Raw genomic sequence first — 19,124 nt, 5'->3', positions numbered from 1 at the left:
ATTATTTCATCAATCCCGCGGCCGTGAGCGCGCGCGTGATGATCTGGCCGAGATCGAAGCCGCGAGCCTCCTCGCGCTTCGGCTCGGCCGTCTCTTCGGCGACCGCGGCGCGGATCGAGCGTGCCAGATGCGGCGCGGGCGAGCGGGCCGGCGTCGGCTTTGGCTCGGCCTTCTTCGCCGCGTCGGGAATCCAGCCGGTGAGGCCGAAGAATTTGGCGATGTGATAAGACGAGGAGATGCCGGCCTCGATCAGGAACGCGCCTTCCACGCCATAGCGCTGGTCGTTATCGGCAAGGCCGAGCGGCGTGCCGTGGGCCATGTCGGTGATGGCGTAGGACTCGACGAGCGTCTCGCCGTCCTTGTTCCACCAGGCCTGGCGCGGATAGCCGTCGATGTCAGTTTCCGCCATCGGCGCCTCGGGCAGATCGTGCAAGTCGAGCCATTGCTTGACGATCTCGTTGGCATTTCCGGGATTGACGGTGCGATCGGCGCTGCCGTGCCACACCGAGATCCTCGGCCAGGGCCCGCGATGATTCGAGGCCCGCCGCACCAGATCGCCAAGTTCGCGCGCCGGCCGCTCCGGGGAATGAAACATGCCGTCGAGCGCCTCGCGCAGATTCGTCGCGATGCCGTACGGAAGTCCCGCGATGACCGCACCGGCCGCGAACACTTCAGGGTAGGTCGCGAGCATCACCGACGTCATGCCGCCGCCGGCCGACAGGCCCGTGATGAAGATGCGCCTGGGATCGACGCGATGCGTTTCGATCATGTGCGCGATCATCTCGCGAATCGAACACGCCTCGCCGCTGTCTCGCGCCGTGTCTTCCGGATTGAACCAGTTGAAGCAGGTGTTGCTGTTGTTGACGCGCTGCTGCTCGGGCATCAACAGCGCGAAGCCGTAGTGCTCGGCGAGCGTCGACCATCCGGCGCCGAGGTCGTAGCTTGCCGCCGTCTGGCCGCAGCCGTGCAAGACGACGACGAGTGCGCGCGGCTTCTGCAGTTGCGGCGGCACGAACGCGAACAGGCGCAGATTGCCGGGGTTGTCGCCGAAGCCCGTAACCTCCTGCAACGGACTGGACGCATCGGCGCTCCGGCCAAACTCGGCGAAGCGCAATCCGTCCAGCTTTGGCAGACGTCTCAAGAGGTCGACATTTCTGGTTAACGACACGGCAGCTCCTGGCAGGCGACGTTCAACGTCCACCCAAACCAAATAGTTGCTGCAGCGCAAAATAAAAAGACCGTGTGCTGTCGATGGCGCGCTAAATCACGGGAAACCTGCAGAAATCCGCACGTATTAACCGCAATGCCTCAACTTCGTGCAGATGCCAGGCGCATCCACGCCAGGAATGCGGCGCAGATCATGATTAATGTCGCGAACAGCGCAAGCGAGACGAGGAAACCTGCGCGCGCTGATTGCAGGGCTTGAACGGCAAAGTCAGGGTGGAGCCGAGCAGGCCGGCCAGAAGACGTTTTTGGTGCCCCGGACGTCGCTCGCCAACTCGCGCCATGAATCGATCTGCTTTGTGACGGTTTGATCGCTCCATCGCATGGCTGCATTCCACCGCGCGGGACATCCCGCGATTGCGTTCGCTGTCTTCAGCACGTAGCTTCGCGCCACAAACAAACAAAAAATGTAAGCCGGAGAGAACGCCATGGCGCGCCTGAAGTTCGGAGCCTTCCTTGCCCCGCATCATCCGATCGGGGAGCATCCGATGCTCCAGTTCCGGCGCGATCTCGACCTGGTCGAGCAGTTAGATAACCTCGGTTACGACGAATTCTGGTGCGGCGAGCATCATTCCTCCGGTTGGGAGATGATCGCCTCGCCGGAGATGTTCCTGGCTGCGGCCGGCGAGCGCACCAAGCGGATCAAGCTCGGCACCGGCGTGGTGTCGCTGCCCTATCATCATCCCTACAACGTCGCGCAGCGCATGGTGCAGCTCGACCACATGACCGGCGGCCGCGCCATCTTCGGCTCCGGCCCCGGGGCGCTCGCCTCCGACGCGCATACGCTCGGCATCGATCCGATGACGCAGCGCGACCGCCAGGACGAAGCGATCGGCGTGATCCGCCGCCTCTTCGACGGCGAGCGCGTCACTGCGAAGAGCGACTGGTTCACCATGAACGACGCCGCGCTGCAGATCCTCCCGTTGCAGGAGGAAATGCCGTTCGTCGTGGCCTCGCAGATCTCGCCCTCCGGCATGACGCTCGCCGGCAAATACGGCATCGGCATCATCTCGCTGGGTTCGATGACGACGCAGGGGCTGATGTCACTGCAGCAACAATGGCAGTTCGCCGAAGACGCGGCGAAAAAGCACGGCACCAAAGTCGATCGCGCGAACTGGCGCGTGCTGCTGACCTGGCACATCGCCGAGACCCGCGAGCAGGCCCGCCGCGAGGCCGGCGCCGGGCTGATGCGCTGGCACAACGAATATAATGTCGGCACGCTGCAACGGCCCGGGCTCACCGCGTTCGCCTCACCCGACGAGGCCGTCGACAAGACCGCCTTCGTCGAGGGCGCGGCCTCCGTCATCGGCACGCCCGACGATCTCGTCAAGATGATCAAGAACGTGATGCAGGTCTCCGGTGGCGTCGGCGCCGTCATCGGCTTCGTGCACGATTGGGCCAATCCGGAGAACACGCGTCGGAGCTGGGACATGGTCGCGCGCTATGTCGTGCCGGAGATCAACGGCTACATCGACGGCTTGCGCAAGTCGCAAAAATTCGTGATCGAAAACCGCGCGATCTTCGAGCGTGCGGGACAGGCCGTGATGGCCAAGATCATGGAAAACGAGAAGGCCGCCGAGGCGTTGAAGGTGACCGGCGCCGGCCGCGTTGCGATTCCGGCCGTCAACGCGCCGGATTTGCAGAAGGAAGCGGCGAAGCGATAAGTTCACGGCCCGCCGGCCCCCGGCGAACGCCTCGTCCTTCGAGACGACCCCTCCGCGGTCTCCTCAGGATGAGGCTAAGCGGCATCGGAGTCCGTTGAAACTGCTGCCGCACAACGCTGTCCTCATCCTGAGGGCCCGCCAGAGGCGGGCGTCTCGAAGGATGGCCGCAGCGAAGCACCGGCGCATCAGCGGACCGGGATTGTGTTATGTTGGGTCCAGCCAACCGGAGCGACCGTCATGTCGATGCAGAATGTAGCCGCGCCTGCGCTCGGCTTCACTCCGCCCAAGCGCAACGAGCTGACACATATCCCCGGCGACGAAGGCTGGCCGATCATCGGCAAGACCTTTCAGGTGCTCGCCGATCCCAAGGGACACATCGAGTCGAACGGCGCCAAGTACGGCCTGGTCTATCGCACGCATTTCTTCGGCGAGACCAATGTCGTGCTGCTCGGCCCCGAAGCCAACGAGCTCGTGCTGTTCGACCAGCAAAAGCTGTTCTCCTCCACCCATGGCTGGAACAAGGTGCTCGGCCTGTTGTTTCCGCGCGGATTGATGCTGCTGGATTTCGAGGAGCACCGGCTGCACCGCAAGGCGCTGTCGGTCGCATTCAAGTCCGGCCCGATGAAGTCGTATCTGAGCGATCTCGACCGCGGCATCGCCGCCCGCGTCGCGCAGTGGAGGGCGAAACCCGGCGAGATGCAGCTTTATCCGGCGATGAAGCAGCTCACGCTCGATCTCGCCGCCGCATCCTTTCTCGGCGCCGATATCGGGCCGGAGGTCGACGAGATCAACCGCGCCTTCGTCGACATGGTCGCCGCCGCCGTCGCCCCGATCCGCCGGCCCCTGCCCGGCACGCAAATGGCGGCGGGCGTCAGGGGGCGCAAGCGCATCGTCGCTTATTTCCGCGAGCAGATTCCGCTGCGACGCGGCAATCACGGCGGCGATGACCTGTTCTCGCAGCTCTGCCGCGCAACCCACGAGGACGGCGCGCTACTGTCGGAACAGGACATCATCGACCACATGAGCTTCCTGATGATGGCGGCGCACGACACGCTGACCTCGTCGCTGACGTCGTTCATCGGCGAGCTCGCGGCAAATCCCGACTGGCAGGACAAGCTTCGCGCGGAAGTCATGGCGCTGGGACTCGCCCCTGGTGCGCCGAGCAGCTTCGACGATCTCGAAAAGATGCCGCTGTCGGAGATGGCGTTCAAGGAAGCGCTGCGGATCAAGCCGCCGGTGCCCTCGATGCCGCGCCGCGCCATGCGCGATTTCACCTTCAAGGGTTTTTCGATTCCGGCCGGCACCGCGATCGGCGTCAATCCGCTTTACACCCACCACATGAAGGACATCTGGCCGGAGCCGGACCGCTTCGATCCCTCTCGCTTCACCGAGGAGGCCCAGCGCAACCGACACCGCTTCGCCTGGGTGCCGTTCGGCGGCGGCGCGCATATGTGCCTCGGCCTGCACTTCGCCTACATGCAGGCCAAATGCTTCGCGCGGCACTTCTTGCAGAACATCGAGGTGTCGCTGGAGCACGGCTACAAGCCGGACTGGCAGATGTGGCCGATCCCGAAACCGCGCGACGGATTGCGGGTGCGGGTAAAGGCGGTTTAGCGCTCCACTTGCGTGTCCCGGACGCGCGAAGCGCGATCCGGGATCCAGAATAGTGAGCCACGTTCCGTGCGAGAGATGGCCCCCGGCTCTGCGGAGCGGCACTTCGCGCCGCGCCGCGTCCGGGGCACGAGACCAACCTCCTACGCCCCCTGATCGAACGCCTTGCGCAACGCGACATAGCCCTGCTGCTGCTGGCTCCAGTTGCGGCCGCCGGTCATTGCGCCGTCGATGACGAGGTCATGGCCGTTGATGAAGCTGGATTCGTCGCTGGCCAGGAACACCGCTGCATGGGCGATGTCATCGGGAAGGCCGGCGCGCGGGATTGGCTGCGCGGTCTTGTAGACCTCGCGCATCACCGCCGGCGTCTTCTCCGCCGCGTCGGTCGAAAGGCCGAGCGCCTTGCCGAAAATGCCGGTCGCGATGGCGCCGGGCGAGATCGAGTTGACGCGGACGTTGGACTCGCCGAGCTCCATCGCCACGCATCTGGTGAGGTGGATCACCGCCGCCTTGGCCGCACCATAGACCATCGACGACGAGAAGCCGGCAAGACGGCCGGCGATGCTGCCATTGTTGATGATGCTGCCAAATCCCTGCTTCTTCATGTGGGGCGCGGCGTGCTTCATGCCGAGCATGACGCTGCGCAGCAGGGTCGCCATCGCCGCGTCGAAGCGCTCGACCTCGAGGCCTTCGATGCCGCCGGTCTGCGCCGGGCCGCCGGCATTGTTGAACAGGCAATCGATGCGGCCGAATTTTTCGATGGCGAGCGCGATCAGCGCCTGCATCTGCGCTTCGTCCGTCACATCCGTCTGGCGGTAGACGCAATTCGCCCCGAGCTGCTTCGCCAGCGCCTCGCCTTCCGGTATACGCCGCCCCGCGATCACAATTTTGGCACCTTCGGCAACGAAGACTTCAGCAGTCCGCAACCCGATCCCGCTCGTCGCGCCCGTGATCACCGCGACCTTGCCATCCAGCCTGCCCATGGAATGTCCCTGTTTTCGAACCCCTTGACGCCAAATGGCGGACACCGATCGACGACGGCGCCACGACGGTCGGCGCCGCAGCAGGCACTATTCCTGCCGGCTTCCGACAAGGCAAGCTTTGCTTGGGGCCGGCGACATGCGTAACATTCCTGGCGACCGCTCGATTGTCGAATGCGTATCGCGACCGGACTGCGCATGGGGAAGCTGATCGACGAATTCCGCAAGGGCTGGCAGGGCGTGGCACCGCCATCGCTCGGCCTGAGCCTTGCGTTTGCGGTTGCCTGCCTGCTGGTTGCGACGCTGGCGCGCTGGGCTCTCGCCCATGTGCGGCCCGACGTCTATTTCACGCCGTATTTCCCGGCCGTGTTCTTTGCGGCCGCGTTCGGCGGCTTCCGCATCGGCATCATCACGGCGCTGGTCGGCGGTGTGCTCGGCGTCGTCGTGAATTTTGGCGATGCGCTTGCCGATAACGCGCGATTCGCGCTGCTGGCACTCTATTGGGCGGTCTGCGCGCTCACGATCTGGGGCGTCGAGCACTATCGCTCGCTCCTCGTCGAGCAGCGCCGGATTTCCAGACGCCTGATCGAGGAAGAAGACTACCGCAAGCTGCTGGTCGACGAGCTCCAGCACCGGCTGAAGAACAAGCTGTCGACGGTGCATGCCGTGCTGCATCAGGTGCTGCACGATCAGCCGCAAATCTGGGCCCGGATCGATCCGCGGCTGCGATCGCTTGCAGCGACCGACGATTTGATCTCGCGGATCGACAAGGGCGGCTGCGACATTCGCGACCTCCTGATCTCCGAACTCGGCCCTTATGGCCATGTCCGCTTCACGCTCAACGGCGACCGGCTGTTCCTGCCGCCAAAGCTTGCGGTCACGCTGTCCCTGATGTTTCACGAGCTCGCCACTAACGCGGGCAAATATGGCGCGTTTTCCGCGCCGCGAGGATTGTTGCAGGTGTCATGGACCGTCAGCGACGACCGCCTGACCGTGACCTGGGATGAAACCGAGGGCCCGAGTGTCGACAAGATCTCCGAGCCCGGGTTCGGCACCAAGCTGTTGAAGTCGGCGCTGTCGGCCTTCGACGGCAAGACGGAGGTCTCCTATCTCAGGACCGGACTTCATTGCACCATGCAATGCCGTATCCCCAAGGACGGTTAGACGCGGCGCAAACGAAACCCGCTCACGCGCGTCGTTCGCGGTTTCGCCGGACGCGTTGACGCCCTGTTAATGACGATGGGCTGCGCGCGTCGCATCGCCGCAAAACACCACCGTAATTCTCCGGACCCCTTAACCAAACTTAAGAGGGAACCGCGCAAGATCGCGGCCATTGCAAAAGCGCGCTGAAACAACAAGATTCATGACTTCTATGAACGACAACAAATATTCCGGCGCGAGCGAAGCCGAACTCGGATTCCTCAAGGAAATCGTTAGAATGCTGCCTGCCGGCCTGACTGTGCAGGACGCGCAAGGCGAACTTCTCCTGGTCAACGATGTCGCGGCCGCCCAGCTGGGCATTGACGGCAGCCGCCCCTCGCGCGATCTCGCGTCGCGCCTCGAAGCCTGCCGGCAGGCCCTGAGCTCCGGCCAGGCGGTCGTCGCCGAGGAAGCGCTCCACGACGGAGCCGCACGCCAGGTGCTGCTGACCACCCATCGTCCGATCCGTCTCGACGGACGCGAGCTGCTGATCTCGGCCTCCTCCGACATCACGGAGCAGAAGAATTTCGAGGACCAGCTGTTCCGCTCGGCCTATTTCGACGAGCTGACCGGCCTGCCCTCGCGGCGCGTGATCGAGCATCGCGCCGCCAGCCTGCTCGCGCAGGGGCTCGCCGGCGAGCGCTTTGCGCTCGCCTTTCTCGACGTCGACAATTTCAAGCACATCAACGACTATTACGGTCACACCGTGGGCGATGCCCTGCTGGTCGAGCTGTCGAAGCGGCTTGGACGCGGCTTGCGCGATTCGGACATGCTGTCGCGCATCTCCGGCGACGAATTCCTGCTGCTGCTGTCGCCGATCCAGAACCAGGAGGAAGTCGCCGAATTCATGCAGTCGACCCTGGAACGGCTGACGGCGCCGTTCTTCATCGACAATTCGGAAGTGTTCGCCTCAACCTCGGTCGGCATCAGCCTCTACCCCGAGCACGGAAGCAGCTTCGAGACACTGCGCCAGAATGCCGACATCGCGATGTACCGCATCAAGAATGACGGCAAGGGATCGGCGGCCTTCTTCGATTCCAGCATGGAGCGCGAGGCGCTGGCCCGGATGAAGATCGAGCAGTCGCTGCGGCAGGCCATCCTCGAGAAACGCTTCTGCTGCGCCTTCCAGTCCAAGGTCGACATTCGCACGCAGGAGGTGAAGGGCATCGAGGCCCTGGTGCGGCTGCGCGACGACGAGGGCGTGATCCAGGCGCCGGGCTCGTTCATCAATCTCGCCACCGAACTCGGGCTGATCGACGAGCTGACCCATCTCGTGCTCGCCGAGATCGTCAAGTCGATCGACCTGATCAACGAGACATTCGGTGCGGAAGCGACCATCAGCATCAACGTCGCGGCCAAGCAGGCCGGCAACCCCGAATTCATGCGCAGCTTTGCCCAGGCGCTCGACCACACCGGTTTTCCGCAGCGCTTCATGATCGAGGTGACGGAAGACGCCTTCGTCGCCAAGAATCATTTCCAGGCCGAGATCCTGCCGATGTTCCGCAAGCTCGGCGTCGCCATCTCGATCGACGATTTCGGTACCGGCTATTCCTCGCTCTCGGCGCTCGCCGACATCACCGCGGACGAGATCAAGATCGACCGCTCCTTCATCACCGATATCCATAAGCGTCCACGCAACCAGGGAATCCTGCGCGCAATCGAATCCCTGAGCGAGGCGCTCGGCATGACCGTGATTGCCGAAGGCATCGAATCCTACGAGGAGCTCGCCTACCTCCAGGCTGCGACCAAGATCCGCTACGCCCAGGGCTATTATTTCTCCCGGCCGATCTTCCTGGAGGAGCTGAAGCTCGCAACGCCCATCTCCAGCGAAGCACGCGCCAGCGTCACAAACCGCGCGACGCAACAGAACCGGCAGGGCTATTCCCGCGCGAACGGATACCGGCGGTAACCCGGGCCTGATCGTTCCTTTTCAGAGCTTGAGCAACCCGTTCCACGGGTGAGGTCGACAATCGCTTCTGCCGATTTCCTCGGCGGAAGCGATCCGGCGCGGCCGGACCGAGACAGTATCACACACGCCGTTCCCGTGGTTCGCCGGAAGGTGGAATTGCAATGTCTGCGTGGTTGTGCAAATCGCTATGGCCAAAGCATTTCATCAGGAGGGACCACCGTGCGTCGATCACTCGTCATGGCAACCACCATCCTCGCCCTCGCCGCGGGCACCTCCGCACAGGCCGACGATCTCAAGGTCGCGCTGATCTATGGCAAGACCGGTCCGCTCGAAGCCTATGCCAAGCAGACCGAGACCGGCCTGCAGATGGGTTTTGAATACGCCACCAAGGGCACCATGACGCTCGACGGGCGCAAGATCGTCGTCATCACCAAGGACGACCAGGGCAAGCCGGATCTCTCCAAGGCCGCGCTCGCGGAAGCCTATCAGGACGACAAGGTCGACATCGCGATCGGTACGACCTCGTCGGCCGCCGCACTCGCGATCCTGCCGGTCGCCGAGGAGAACAAGAAGATCCTAATCGTGGAGCCCGCGGTCGCGGATCAGATTACCGGCGAGAAGTGGAATCGCTACATCTTCCGCACGGCGCGCAACTCGTCGCAGGACGCGATCTCGAACGCGGTCGCGATCGGCAAGCAGGGCGTCACCGTCGCGACGCTGGCGCAGGACTACGCCTTCGGGCGCGACGGCGTCGCAGCCTTCAAGGAGGCGCTCGGCAAGACCGGCGCGACCCTCGCCGCCGAAGAATATGCCCCGACTTCGACCACCGACTTCACCGCGGTCGGCCAGCGCCTGTTCGACGCGCTGAAGGACAAGCCGGGCCGCAAGGTGATCTGGGTAATCTGGGCCGGCGCCGGCAATCCGCTGGCGAAACTCCAGGACATGGATCCGAAGCGCTACGGCATCGAGCTGTCCACCGGCGGCAACATCCTGCCGGCGCTCGCCGCCTATAAGGGCCTGCCCGGCATGGAAGGCGCGACCTATTATTTCTACGCGATCCCGAAGAACCCGGTAAATGACTGGCTCGTCGCCGAGCACCAGAAGCGCTTCAACGCACCGCCGGACTTCTTCACCGCGGGCGGCTTCGCCGCCGCGATGTCCGTCGTCGCCGCCGTCACCAAGGCGAAGTCGACCGACACCGAGAAGCTGATCAGCGCGATGGAAGGCCTGGAGTTCGACACGCCGAAGGGCAAGATGATGTTCCGCAAGGAAGACCATCAGGCGCTCCAGAGCATGTATCACTTCAAGGTCAAGGTCGATCCGAATGTCGCCTGGGCCGTGCTCGAGCCGGTGCGCGAGCTGAAGATCGAGGACATGGACGTTCCGATCAAGAACAAGCGCTGAGTTTTTTGACTTCACCTCTCCCGCTTGCGGGAGAGGCCGGGAGAGGGCTCTATCCTCTTGGGGTTCTCGATTGCCGAGACACCCTCTCCCATAGCCGATGCTCCGCATCGGCGTTCTTTCAAGAACGGCGGCCGAAGGCCGCCTGTGCCTCCCCCGCAAGCGGGGGAGGGGGCGCAGCGCGGCCGCTGATACATCTCATTTCATCATTTGCCAGATCGTCCATGACGCTGACCCTCGAAACCCGCGACCTCACCATCCGCTTCGGCGGCCATGTCGCGGTCAACAGTGTCACCTGCAGCTTCCGCCCGGGCGAACTTACCGCGATCGTCGGTCCGAACGGCGCCGGCAAGACCACTTATTTCAACCTGATCTCCGGTCAGCTCCGCGCATCGAGCGGCAGCATCCTGTTCGACGGCACCGACATCACCCAGCATTCCGCGCCGATGCGTACGCGCGCAGGCCTGGGGCGCGCCTTCCAGCTCACCAACCTCTTTCCGAATCTGTCGGTGGAGGAAAACGTCCGGCTCGCCGTGCAGGCCGCCGACGGCACTCACTACGATATGCTGCGGCCCTGGATGGTCCGCCGCGATCTGATCGCCCGCGCCGATGCTATCCTGGATCAGGTCGCGCTCGGCGGCCGCCGTGGCGTCGCCGCGACCGCACTGTCGCATGGCGATCAGCGCAAGCTCGAGGTCGCGCTGATGATGGCGCTCGAGCCAAAGGTCTTCATGTTCGACGAGCCGACCGCAGGCATGAGCATCGACGAGGTGCCGGTCGTGCTGAACCTGATCGCGCAGCTCAAGCAGGACAAGAGCAGGATCATTCTGCTCGTCGAGCACAAGATGGACGTGGTGCGATCGCTCGCCGACCGCATCATCGTGCTGCATAACGGCCAACTTGTTGCGGACGGCCCGCCGGCCGAAGTGATCGCGTCGCCGATCGTGCAGGAAGCCTATCTCGGCGTCGCGCCGAATAAAGTTGGAGGGAGCGCAGCATGACCGATCTGTTGAAGCTCTCCGGGGTGCACACCCATATCGGCCGCTATCACATCCTCCAGGGCATCGATCTCGCTGTCGCGCAGGGGCAGACCACGATGCTGCTCGGCCGCAACGGCGCCGGCAAGACCACGACGTTGCGCACGATCATGGGCCTCTGGCAGGCCTCCTCCGGCGAGATCAGCCTTGCCGGCGAGCGCATCGAGAGCCGTACGACGCCCGACATCGCGCGGCTCGGTGTCGGCTACGTGCCGGAGAGCATGGCGGTGTTCTCCGACCTCACGGTGAAGGAAAACCTGGTGCTGGCGGCGCGCGACGGGCCGCTCGACGACGCCCAGCTCGACTGGATCTTTGGCTTCTTTCCGGCGCTGCGCCGGTTCTGGCTGTCGCGCGCTGGAAGTCTCTCGGGCGGGCAGAAGCAGATGCTGTCGATTGCCCGCGCCATTATCGAACCGCGCAAGCTCCTGCTGATTGACGAGCCGACCAAGGGACTGGCTCCGGCGATCGTGATGGCGCTGATCGAGTGCCTGAAGGAGATCAAGCGCAAGGGCGCCACGATCCTTCTGGTCGAGCAGAATTTCTTTGCCGCCCGCGAGCTCGGCGACGACGTGCTGGTGATGGACAACGGCACCATCGTCCATCGCGGCGAGATGGCGGCCTTGGCCTCCGACGTGCCGCTGCAGGAGCGGCTGCTCGGCCTCAGCCTGGAGACGCATCAATGACCGAGCTCGCCGCAACCGATCCGCTGCCGAAGCCGAAGCGTGACATCGCGCCGATCCTGCTACCGATCGCGGTCGCCCTGGTGATGATCCCGCTGATCGGCTCGCCCAGCACCTGGCTGACGCTGACGGCCGCGAGCCTCGCGATGGGCATGATGATCTTCATCATGGCCTCCGGCCTCACGCTCGTGTTCGGCCTGATGGACGTGCTCAATTTCGGCCATGGCGCCTTCATCGCGGTCGGGGCCTATGTCGCGACCCTGGTGCTGGCCCCGTTCGCGGCCTCCCTCCAGGCGGATTCGCTGTGGATCAACCTCGCGGTGCTGGCGCCGGCGGCACTGCTGTCGATGGCGGTCTCCGGCGCGCTCGGCCTCATCGTCGAGCGGGTACTGATCCTGCCTGTCTACGGCCAGCATCTGAAGCAAATCCTGATGACGACGGGCGGCCTGATCGTCGCCGAGCAGACGCTCTATGCGGTGTGGGGGCCGCAGATCATTCCGACGCCGCTGCCGACGTCACTGCGCGGCTCCTTCATCCTCGGCGATGTCGCGATCGCGAAATACCGCGTGCTGGCGACGCTGATCGGCCTCGCCGTCTTCATCGCGATCCAGCTCGTGCTCAACCGGACCAAGCTCGGGCTTCTGATCCGCGCCGGCGTCGAGAATCGCGAGATGGTCGAGGCGCTCGGCTATCGCATCCGCCGCCTGTTCCTCGGCGTGTTCATGACGGGATCGGCGCTGGCCGGCCTCGGCGGCGTGATGTGGGCGCTGTATCGCGAGCAGGTTCACGCCTCCATGAGCGACGACCTCACCGTCCTGATCTTCATCGTCGTCATCATCGGCGGCCTAGGCTCGATCGGCGGCTGCTTCATCGGCGCGATCCTGGTGGCGATGATTGCCAATTACGGCGGCTTCCTGGTGCCGAAGCTCGCCCTCGTCTCCAATATCCTGCTGATGGTCGCCATTCTGATGTGGCGGCCGCGCGGCCTCTATGCGGTGACCAGCCGATGATGATCCTGTCAGGCGACCCGCCGCGCAGCCGCGTGCTCACGCTCATTCTCGTCCTCATCATCCTGGCGCTGCTGGCGACGCCGTTCCTGTTCCCCGGGGCGAAGGCGCTGAACGTCGCAGCCAAGATCTGCGTCTTCGCCGCGCTGGTAGCTTCCTACGATTTGCTGCTCGGCTATACCGGCTCGGTTTCGTTCGCACACACCATGTTCTACGGGATCGGCAGCTACGCGATCGCGATCGCGCTGTACGGGATGGGCCCGAATTGGGGTGCGGTTGCAACCGGCATCGTGGTCGGCCTGCCGCTTGCTGCGCTGCTTGCGCTTGCGATCGGACTGTTCTCGCTGCGGGTGGCCGCGATCTTCTTTGCCATGATCACGCTCGCGGTCGCATCCGCCTTCCAGGTGCTGGCCTCGCAGCTGTCCTGGCTGACCGGCGGCGAAGACGGGCGCAGCTTTCAGCTGCCGGAGCTGCTCAGGCCCGGCACGGTGCTGATCTCCAGGAACGTGCTCGGATTCGAGCTCAACGGCCGCATCCTGACCTACTATCTGGTGTTCGCCGTCTCTGCCCTGATGATCCTCGCTTTGCTGCGGGTGGTGAACTCGCCGTTCGGGCGCGTGCTGCAGGCGATCCGCGAAAACCGCTTCCGCGCCGAGGCGCTCGGCTTCCGCACCGTCTTCCACCTGAGCTACGCCAACTGCATCGCCGCACTGGTCGCCGCCGGCGCCGGCATTCTCAATGCACTGTGGCTGCGCTATGCCGGCCCCGATACCTCGCTCAGCTTCTCGATCATGCTGGACATTCTCCTGATGGTCGTGATCGGCGGCATGGGCACGATCTACGGCGCGATCATTGGCGCCACCATCTTCATCCTCGCCCAGAACTATCTGCAGGCGCTGATGGGCGTCGCCTCCAAGGCGGCTTCGGAAGCCGGTCTGCCGCTGCTGCCGGGGCTGTTACATCCCGACCGCTGGCTGCTGTGGCTCGGGCTGCTCTTCATCGCCAGCGTCTACTTCTTTCCGACCGGCGTGGTCGGGCGGCTGCGCAATCTCGGCGGCGACAAGAGCGCGGGCAGCTCGCATTAACACGCGATTCATGATGCAGCGCGGCAGCTCGCTGGACACGACTGCGATCGCGCAACGGGATTAACGCTCAGGTAACTGGCTTTCCTAAGCTTTACGCCATTTGTGTGCTGTATTCCTGTCCCTCCAGGGAGGGGGAATGCGCCAGGTCTTTGCAGGAATTGCAGCCGGAATGTTCCTAGCCGCGAAGCACGGCTGGGAGGCAGCCGTTCGGCGCGGACCGGTGCTGTGGCTCACTTTGTGCGGCGTGTTGCTGGTCGCGGGGATCTTCGCCGTGACCGCCATGGCCGTCGGCGAATTTCGCGAACGTACCCTGGCCAACCGCGAGCGCGAGCTGGAAAATACGGTGCAGCTGATCGCGCGGCACTTCGATCAGCAATTCGAAGATTCCGACGTCGTCGCCGCCGATGTGATCGGGCAGATGAACCTGCCGGAGATCAGTTCGGCCGCGATGTTTCGCGAGCGCATGTCCGGGCCCGCGACGAACCAGATGCTGCGGAGCAAGATCAGCTCCGTGTCTTACCTCGGCGACATCGCGATCTACGATGCCGACGGCGAACTGATCAACTGGTCGCGGGCCCAGCCGCTCCCCAAGATCAACATCACCTCGCGCGGATACTTTCAGACGTTCAAATCCAATCCGACGGCCGAACCAGTGATTCTGGAGTCGGTCCGCAGCTTCATCATCGGAAAATGGACCACGGTCGTCGCGCGCCGGCTGAACGGCGCGGACGGCAGCTTCTATGGCGCGCTGGTCCGCCGGATCGATCCGGACAGCTACCAGAACTATTTCGCATCCGTTGCGCTGGCGGAGGGCACGGCGATCTCGCTGTTCGACCGCAATGGCAGGATGCTGTCGCGCTACCCGCATGTCGAAGAGCTGATCGGCAGGGACTTCAAGGACGCGCCGCTGATGCGCAAGATGCTGACCGAAGGTGGCCGGCACACCCTGCGCGTCAGGGGCCCGATCGACGGCGACGAGCGCCTCGGCTCCGGGGCCTCGCTTTCGCATTTCCCGCTGATCATCGTCGCGACCAACACCACGAGCGCGGCGCTGGCCGACTGGCGGCAGCAGACCGGTTTCATGGTCACCACCGCCGCGCTTTCGGCAACCGTGATTGCGCTGATCCTGTTCCTGATCGTTCGCCAGATCAACCGGCAGAACCGCGAGGCGCAGCAACGGCTGGAGGCTGAACGGGGGCGGCTCGACACCGCCTTGAACAACATGTCGCAAGGGTTGATCCTGTACGATGCCGCCGGATACATCGTCACCTGCAACCGCCGCTACGCCGACATGTTCGGCCTCTCTCACGACGTCATCAAGCCCGGCTGTCACATCCGCGAGGCGATGTATCATCGCAAGGAGCGCGGCGCGTTCGAAGGCGATGTCGAGGCATTTTGCGCCGACGTCATGAGGATCGTCGCGGAGGGCACGGTCTCCACGAGAACCCATCAGTTGCCGAGTGGCCGAGCTTTTCAGGTCATCAATACTCCGCTCGCGCAGGGCGGATGGGTGGCCACGATCGAAGACATCACCGAGCGCCGCAAGCTGGAGCAGGAACGCGACCGCAACTACATGTTCCTGCGCGAGATCATCGACCACATCCCATCGCAGATTACGGTGAAGGATGCTCAAACGCGGCAATATCTGCTGGTCAACCGGACCGCCGAAGAGCAATTCGGCCAATCGAGTGAAAACATCGTTGGCAAGACTCCCTTCGACATCTACCCGGATGCGTCCGCCAGGATCGTCACCGACGACGACAGCAAGGCGCTGAAGTCGGGCGAGAGATTGTTCAAGGACGAACATGCCTGGCAGAGCCAGGCCAAGGGGATGCGCTACATCACCTCGACCCGGATCGGAATCCGCGATGAATCCGGCGAGCCGCGTTACCTGATCAACGTCGTCGAGGATGTCACCGAACGGCGGCGCGCCGACGAGAAGATCGCGCATATGGCGCATTACGATGCGCTCACCGACCTGCCCAACCGGACGCTGTTCCGCGAGCAGATCGAGCGCGAACTGGAGAAGATCGGCGGCGGCAATCAATTCGCGCTACTCTATATCGACGTCGACGAGTTCAAGGGCATCAACGATTCGCTCGGCCATCACGTCGGCGACGAGCTGTTGAAGGGGATCGCGGCCCGCATCCGCGGCTGCCTCGGACCGGGCGACTTGATCGCGCGGCTCGGCGGCGACGAATTCGCGGTGATCCAGACCGGGATCAAATCATCCGCCGACGTGGTGTCATTCGTGACACGGATCTTCGAGGCGATCCGCCGGCCCTATCACTGCTTCGGCCATCAGCTCTCCACCGACGCCAGCATCGGCATCGCCATGGCGCCGCAGGACGGCACCGATCTCGACCAGCTCATCAAGAATGCCGATCTCGCGATGTACGGCGCCAAGGCCGAGGGACGCCGCACCCACCGCTTCTTCGAGCCGGAGATGGATGCGAGCGCCAAGGCGCGCCTGAGCCTGGAGCAGGATTTGCGGCAGGCCCTCGTGAACGGCGGTTTCGAGATCCACTATCAGCCGCTGGTCGACCTGCGCACCAACGAGGTCTCGGGCTGCGAGGCGCTGCTGCGCTGGCGGCATCCCCAGCGCGGCATGGTGTCGCCGGCAGAGTTCATCCCGATTGCCGAAGACACCGGCCTGATCAACGAGCTCGGCGACTGGGTGCTGCGCATGGCCTGCAACGAGGCCGCGACCTGGCCGGCGCATGTGCGCGTCGCGGTCAACGTCTCGCCGGTACAGCTCAAATGCTCCACGCTGGCACTGCGGATCGCCGGCGCGCTCGCGGATTCCGGACTTGCCCCGTGCCGGCTCGAGCTCGAGATCACCGAGGCCGTGCTGATCCGCGACGACGAGGCGGCGCTCTCGATCCTGCACCAGCTCCGCGCCATCGGCGTGCGCATCGCGCTCGACGATTTCGGCACCGGCTACTCCTCGCTGAGCTATCTCAAGCGCTTCCCGTTCGACAAGATCAAGATCGACCGCTGCTTCGTCGCTGATATCGCCGAGGCGAGCGGCGCGCCCGTGATCGTGCAGGCGGTGGTGAACATCGCCGCCGCCAGCAACATGACCACGGTCGCGGAGGGCGTCGAGACCGAGGCGCAGCGCGAGATGCTGCGCGCGCTCGGCTGCACGGAGATGCAGGGTTATCTCTTCAGCAAGCCGAAGCCGGCCAGCGAAGTGCGAAAGCTGTTCGGCCCAAACCATGCCTTGCCGGTGGCGGCGGTGGCCTGAGATGGCGAAGCCGGGGAAAGCGCCAGCCAAGACGGTCGACGTTGCGGATTCCTATGCCGTGCGGCTGATGCAGCATCTGGTGGTGCCGACCTTCGTGATCGACCCCAAGCGCCGCGTCGTGATCTGGAACAGAGCCTGCGAGCGGCTGACCGGCGTCGCCGCCTCCGAGGTGATTGGCACCAATAAGCACTGGCAGGCCTTCTACGAGACCAGGCGCCCTTGCCTCGCCGACCTCGTTGCGCTCGACCGCCCGGAACAGCTGCCGGAGTTCTATTCGGAGTATGCCGCGCGCGGCCATAACGGGCTCGGCTTCAGCGCCGAGAACTGGTGCGTGATGCCGAAGCTCGGCAGCCAGCTCTATCTCGCCATCGACGCCGGCCCCATCCACGACGAGGCCGGCCATCTGATCGCGGTGGTGGAGACGTTGCGCGACCTTACCGACCAGAAGCGCGCCGAGATGGCCCTGAAGGAGCTTGCCACCAAGGACGGACTGACCGGCCTGTCGAATCGTCGCGCGTTCGACCAGATGCTGATGACCGAATGGGCCCGCGCCCAGCGGACGCAGAAGCCGATGGCGCTGCTGTTCGTCGACGTCGATCATTTCAAGCTGTTCAACGACCGCCACGGCCATCAGAGCGGCGACGAATGCCTGCGCGCGGTCGCGTCCGTCGTCAGCCGCTATGCCGTGCGCCCGCTCGATCTCGCCAGCCGTTATGGCGGGGAGGAATTCGCGCTGATCCTGCCGGACATGGATTGCGATACCGCTTGCGTCATCGCCGACGAGATCCGCTGCGCCGTGATGGCCTTGCGGATCGCGCATGGCGCCATCGGGGCCGGCGACCACGTCACCCTCAGCGTCGGCGTCGCCAGCCACGTTCCCGGCGAAACCGACGGCAGCCCCGACCGGCTGCTGGGCGCCGCCGACCAGGCGCTCTATGCGGCCAAACGGCTCGGCCGCAACCGCATCATCTGCGCCGAACGGCTGCTCGCCGAGTTCGCCAAGCTCGGGCGGGACGGCGTGCCGGTTCCTGGCCGCACGGCCCGTAAATCAGCCTAGCCCAAATCAGCCTGGCGGGAGACGGCGGAAGCGGTTGCCCGCCCCTCGCCAATCGGCTAAATGAACCTCGACTAGCACCCGTAGCTCAGCTGGATAGAGCGTTGCCCTCCGAAGGCAAAGGTCACACGTTCGAATCGTGTCGGGTGCGCCAGTCTCTTCCAGTGCGCGCTGGAGCTCCCCTCGCCCGAGCTGCCTTGTTACCGCTCGCGCTGGAGTCATCGCCTGCTCAGCCGAGCACTCGCTCAGGTCAGCATCGAGATAATCGCCTGGATCTGGTCGGAAGCCGACGTCACCAGTCCGTCATATGACGTCTGGCCGTGTGCGGCAGCCTTCAAAATGCATTCGGCGACGGCGGCCTTGAGACCGAACACCGACTGATGGGCCGGGACGTTTGCCATCACGGTCTCGAGTGCCTGACGCATCGTGTGAACGAGCTCGGAGCTGTATTGCATGTGCTGTCCTCCGCCAGCTCATATTAGGTCGCCCGCCGATGCTTGCCACTCACAAGCCTGAGATTGTTCTTTGATGAACTCTGGACTGAACGTCTCAATTCAAACGCCAGATGGCCGCATTGAGCACGCCGGCAAACGCGACCCAGGCTGCGTAGGGCACGAACAATGCGGCGGCCAGCCTGTCTCGTGATGCCTCCAGACGGATGTAGGTCACGATCGCGACGAACAGGCAGATGAGGATGACGAGCGCAGCTCCGATCCGATGCATCGTGAACATCACCGGCGACCAGGCTAAATTGAGGATCAGTTGCGCGGCCCAGGCCTGCATCGCTTTGCCCATCATCGCTTTGCCCATGGGTTCACGGCTGGGTTCACGGCGGAAGGTTCGCCAGCCCGCGACCGCGATCATGATATAAAGGATGGTCCACGCCACCGGAAACGCCCAGTTCGGCGGCACGAAACCCGGCTTGGCGAGAGCCGCATACCAGTCTCCGGGGAGATTGGTCGCGCCGATCAGCCAGCCGAGTCCGACCACTCCGACGACGAAGACCAACAGCTGAAACATCCATC

General features: G+C 64.2%; 16 protein-coding genes and 1 tRNA gene. 12 read left to right on the top strand and 5 right to left on the bottom strand.

Annotation, left to right across the window (positions count from 1 at the left end; all coding sequences use genetic code 11):
• Window position 1 precedes the first annotated feature (1 nt).
• The gene (locus tag AC0L3C_RS12800; RefSeq protein ID WP_473278435.1) at window positions 2-1,168 is read right to left on the bottom strand and encodes an extracellular catalytic domain type 1 short-chain-length polyhydroxyalkanoate depolymerase; all 1,167 of its coding nucleotides are present in this window, start codon (window positions 1,166-1,168) and stop codon (window positions 2-4) included.
• A 196-nt stretch (window positions 1,169-1,364) separates the two neighbouring features.
• Window positions 1,365-1,709, bottom strand: coding sequence for a hypothetical protein (locus AC0L3C_RS12795; RefSeq protein WP_473408188.1), 345 nt, complete (start codon window positions 1,707-1,709; stop codon window positions 1,365-1,367).
• Here AC0L3C_RS12795 and AC0L3C_RS12790 point away from each other — a divergent pair.
• Together AC0L3C_RS12790 and AC0L3C_RS12785 are read left to right on the top strand one after the other, a co-directional pair.
• On the top strand, window positions 1,653-2,888 hold the full coding sequence (locus tag AC0L3C_RS12790; RefSeq protein WP_473408140.1) for an LLM class flavin-dependent oxidoreductase: 1,236 nt from the start codon (window positions 1,653-1,655) through the stop codon (window positions 2,886-2,888). The two genes, AC0L3C_RS12795 and AC0L3C_RS12790, sit on opposite strands and share 57 nt — an antisense overlap.
• A gap of 237 nt (window positions 2,889-3,125) precedes the next feature.
• Complete coding sequence (locus tag AC0L3C_RS12785) at window positions 3,126-4,502, top strand: cytochrome P450 (protein WP_473408139.1); 1,377 nt, start codon at window positions 3,126-3,128, stop codon at window positions 4,500-4,502.
• Between the two features lie 140 nt (window positions 4,503-4,642).
• On the opposite strand, the gene AC0L3C_RS12780 is transcribed toward AC0L3C_RS12785, so the two are convergent.
• A complete protein-coding gene (locus AC0L3C_RS12780; protein ID WP_473262300.1) occupies window positions 4,643-5,482 on the bottom strand; it encodes an SDR family NAD(P)-dependent oxidoreductase in 840 nt (279 codons plus the stop codon).
• A 195-nt stretch (window positions 5,483-5,677) separates the two neighbouring features.
• Between AC0L3C_RS12780 and AC0L3C_RS12775 the strand changes: the two genes are divergently transcribed.
• From AC0L3C_RS12775 to AC0L3C_RS12730, 10 genes are all read left to right on the top strand, one after another.
• Complete coding sequence (locus AC0L3C_RS12775; protein WP_473262532.1) at window positions 5,678-6,643, top strand: sensor histidine kinase; 966 nt, start codon at window positions 5,678-5,680, stop codon at window positions 6,641-6,643.
• 208 nt (window positions 6,644-6,851) lie between these two features.
• Window positions 6,852-8,588: a putative bifunctional diguanylate cyclase/phosphodiesterase gene (locus AC0L3C_RS12770; protein ID WP_473262303.1), complete on the top strand. Its 1,737-nt coding sequence runs from the start codon at window positions 6,852-6,854 to the stop codon at window positions 8,586-8,588.
• A 237-nt stretch (window positions 8,589-8,825) separates the two neighbouring features.
• Window positions 8,826-9,992, top strand: a complete 1,167-nt coding sequence (locus AC0L3C_RS12765) for a substrate-binding domain-containing protein (protein WP_473278535.1) — start codon at window positions 8,826-8,828, stop codon at window positions 9,990-9,992.
• Window positions 9,993-10,213: 221 nt separating this feature from the next.
• Window positions 10,214-10,990 carry an ABC transporter ATP-binding protein gene (locus AC0L3C_RS12760; protein WP_473278439.1) on the top strand — a complete coding sequence of 259 codons (777 nt, stop codon included), beginning with the start codon at window positions 10,214-10,216 and terminating at the stop codon, window positions 10,988-10,990.
• Window positions 10,987-11,709: an ABC transporter ATP-binding protein gene (locus AC0L3C_RS12755; protein WP_473278440.1), complete on the top strand. Its 723-nt coding sequence runs from the start codon at window positions 10,987-10,989 to the stop codon at window positions 11,707-11,709. Before AC0L3C_RS12760 ends, AC0L3C_RS12755 begins: the two co-directional genes overlap by 4 nt.
• Complete coding sequence (locus AC0L3C_RS12750) at window positions 11,706-12,716, top strand: branched-chain amino acid ABC transporter permease (protein WP_027566072.1); 1,011 nt, start codon at window positions 11,706-11,708, stop codon at window positions 12,714-12,716. The genes AC0L3C_RS12755 and AC0L3C_RS12750 overlap by 4 nt, the downstream gene beginning before the upstream one ends.
• Window positions 12,713-13,798 (top strand): branched-chain amino acid ABC transporter permease, encoded by a 1,086-nt coding sequence (locus tag AC0L3C_RS12745; protein WP_473262311.1) that lies wholly within the window; start codon window positions 12,713-12,715, stop codon window positions 13,796-13,798. The genes AC0L3C_RS12750 and AC0L3C_RS12745 overlap by 4 nt, the downstream gene beginning before the upstream one ends.
• 136 nt (window positions 13,799-13,934) lie before the next feature.
• Entirely contained in the window at window positions 13,935-17,045 is a 3,111-nt protein-coding gene (locus AC0L3C_RS12740; RefSeq protein WP_473408138.1) for a bifunctional diguanylate cyclase/phosphodiesterase, read from the top strand.
• A 1-nt stretch (window position 17,046) separates the two neighbouring features.
• Entirely contained in the window at window positions 17,047-18,102 is a 1,056-nt protein-coding gene (locus tag AC0L3C_RS12735; protein ID WP_473262317.1) for a sensor domain-containing diguanylate cyclase, read from the top strand.
• Between the two features lie 74 nt (window positions 18,103-18,176).
• Window positions 18,177-18,253: transfer RNA gene (locus tag AC0L3C_RS12730), tRNA-Arg, on the top strand.
• Window positions 18,254-18,344: 91 nt separating this feature from the next.
• Here AC0L3C_RS12730 and AC0L3C_RS12725 read toward each other — a convergent pair.
• Complete coding sequence (locus AC0L3C_RS12725) at window positions 18,345-18,554, bottom strand: hypothetical protein (protein ID WP_211395202.1); 210 nt, start codon at window positions 18,552-18,554, stop codon at window positions 18,345-18,347.
• 94 nt (window positions 18,555-18,648) lie between these two features.
• A complete protein-coding gene (locus AC0L3C_RS12720) occupies window positions 18,649-19,119 on the bottom strand; it encodes a TspO/MBR family protein (RefSeq protein WP_473408137.1) in 471 nt (156 codons plus the stop codon).
• Between the last annotated feature and the right edge of the window lie 5 nt (window positions 19,120-19,124).

It is taken from the genome of Bradyrhizobium sp. WSM4872 (genome assembly GCF_055811715.1).
Note: the sequence above shows the minus strand (reverse complement) of the source record. Positions and strands in the feature narration are given on the sequence as shown.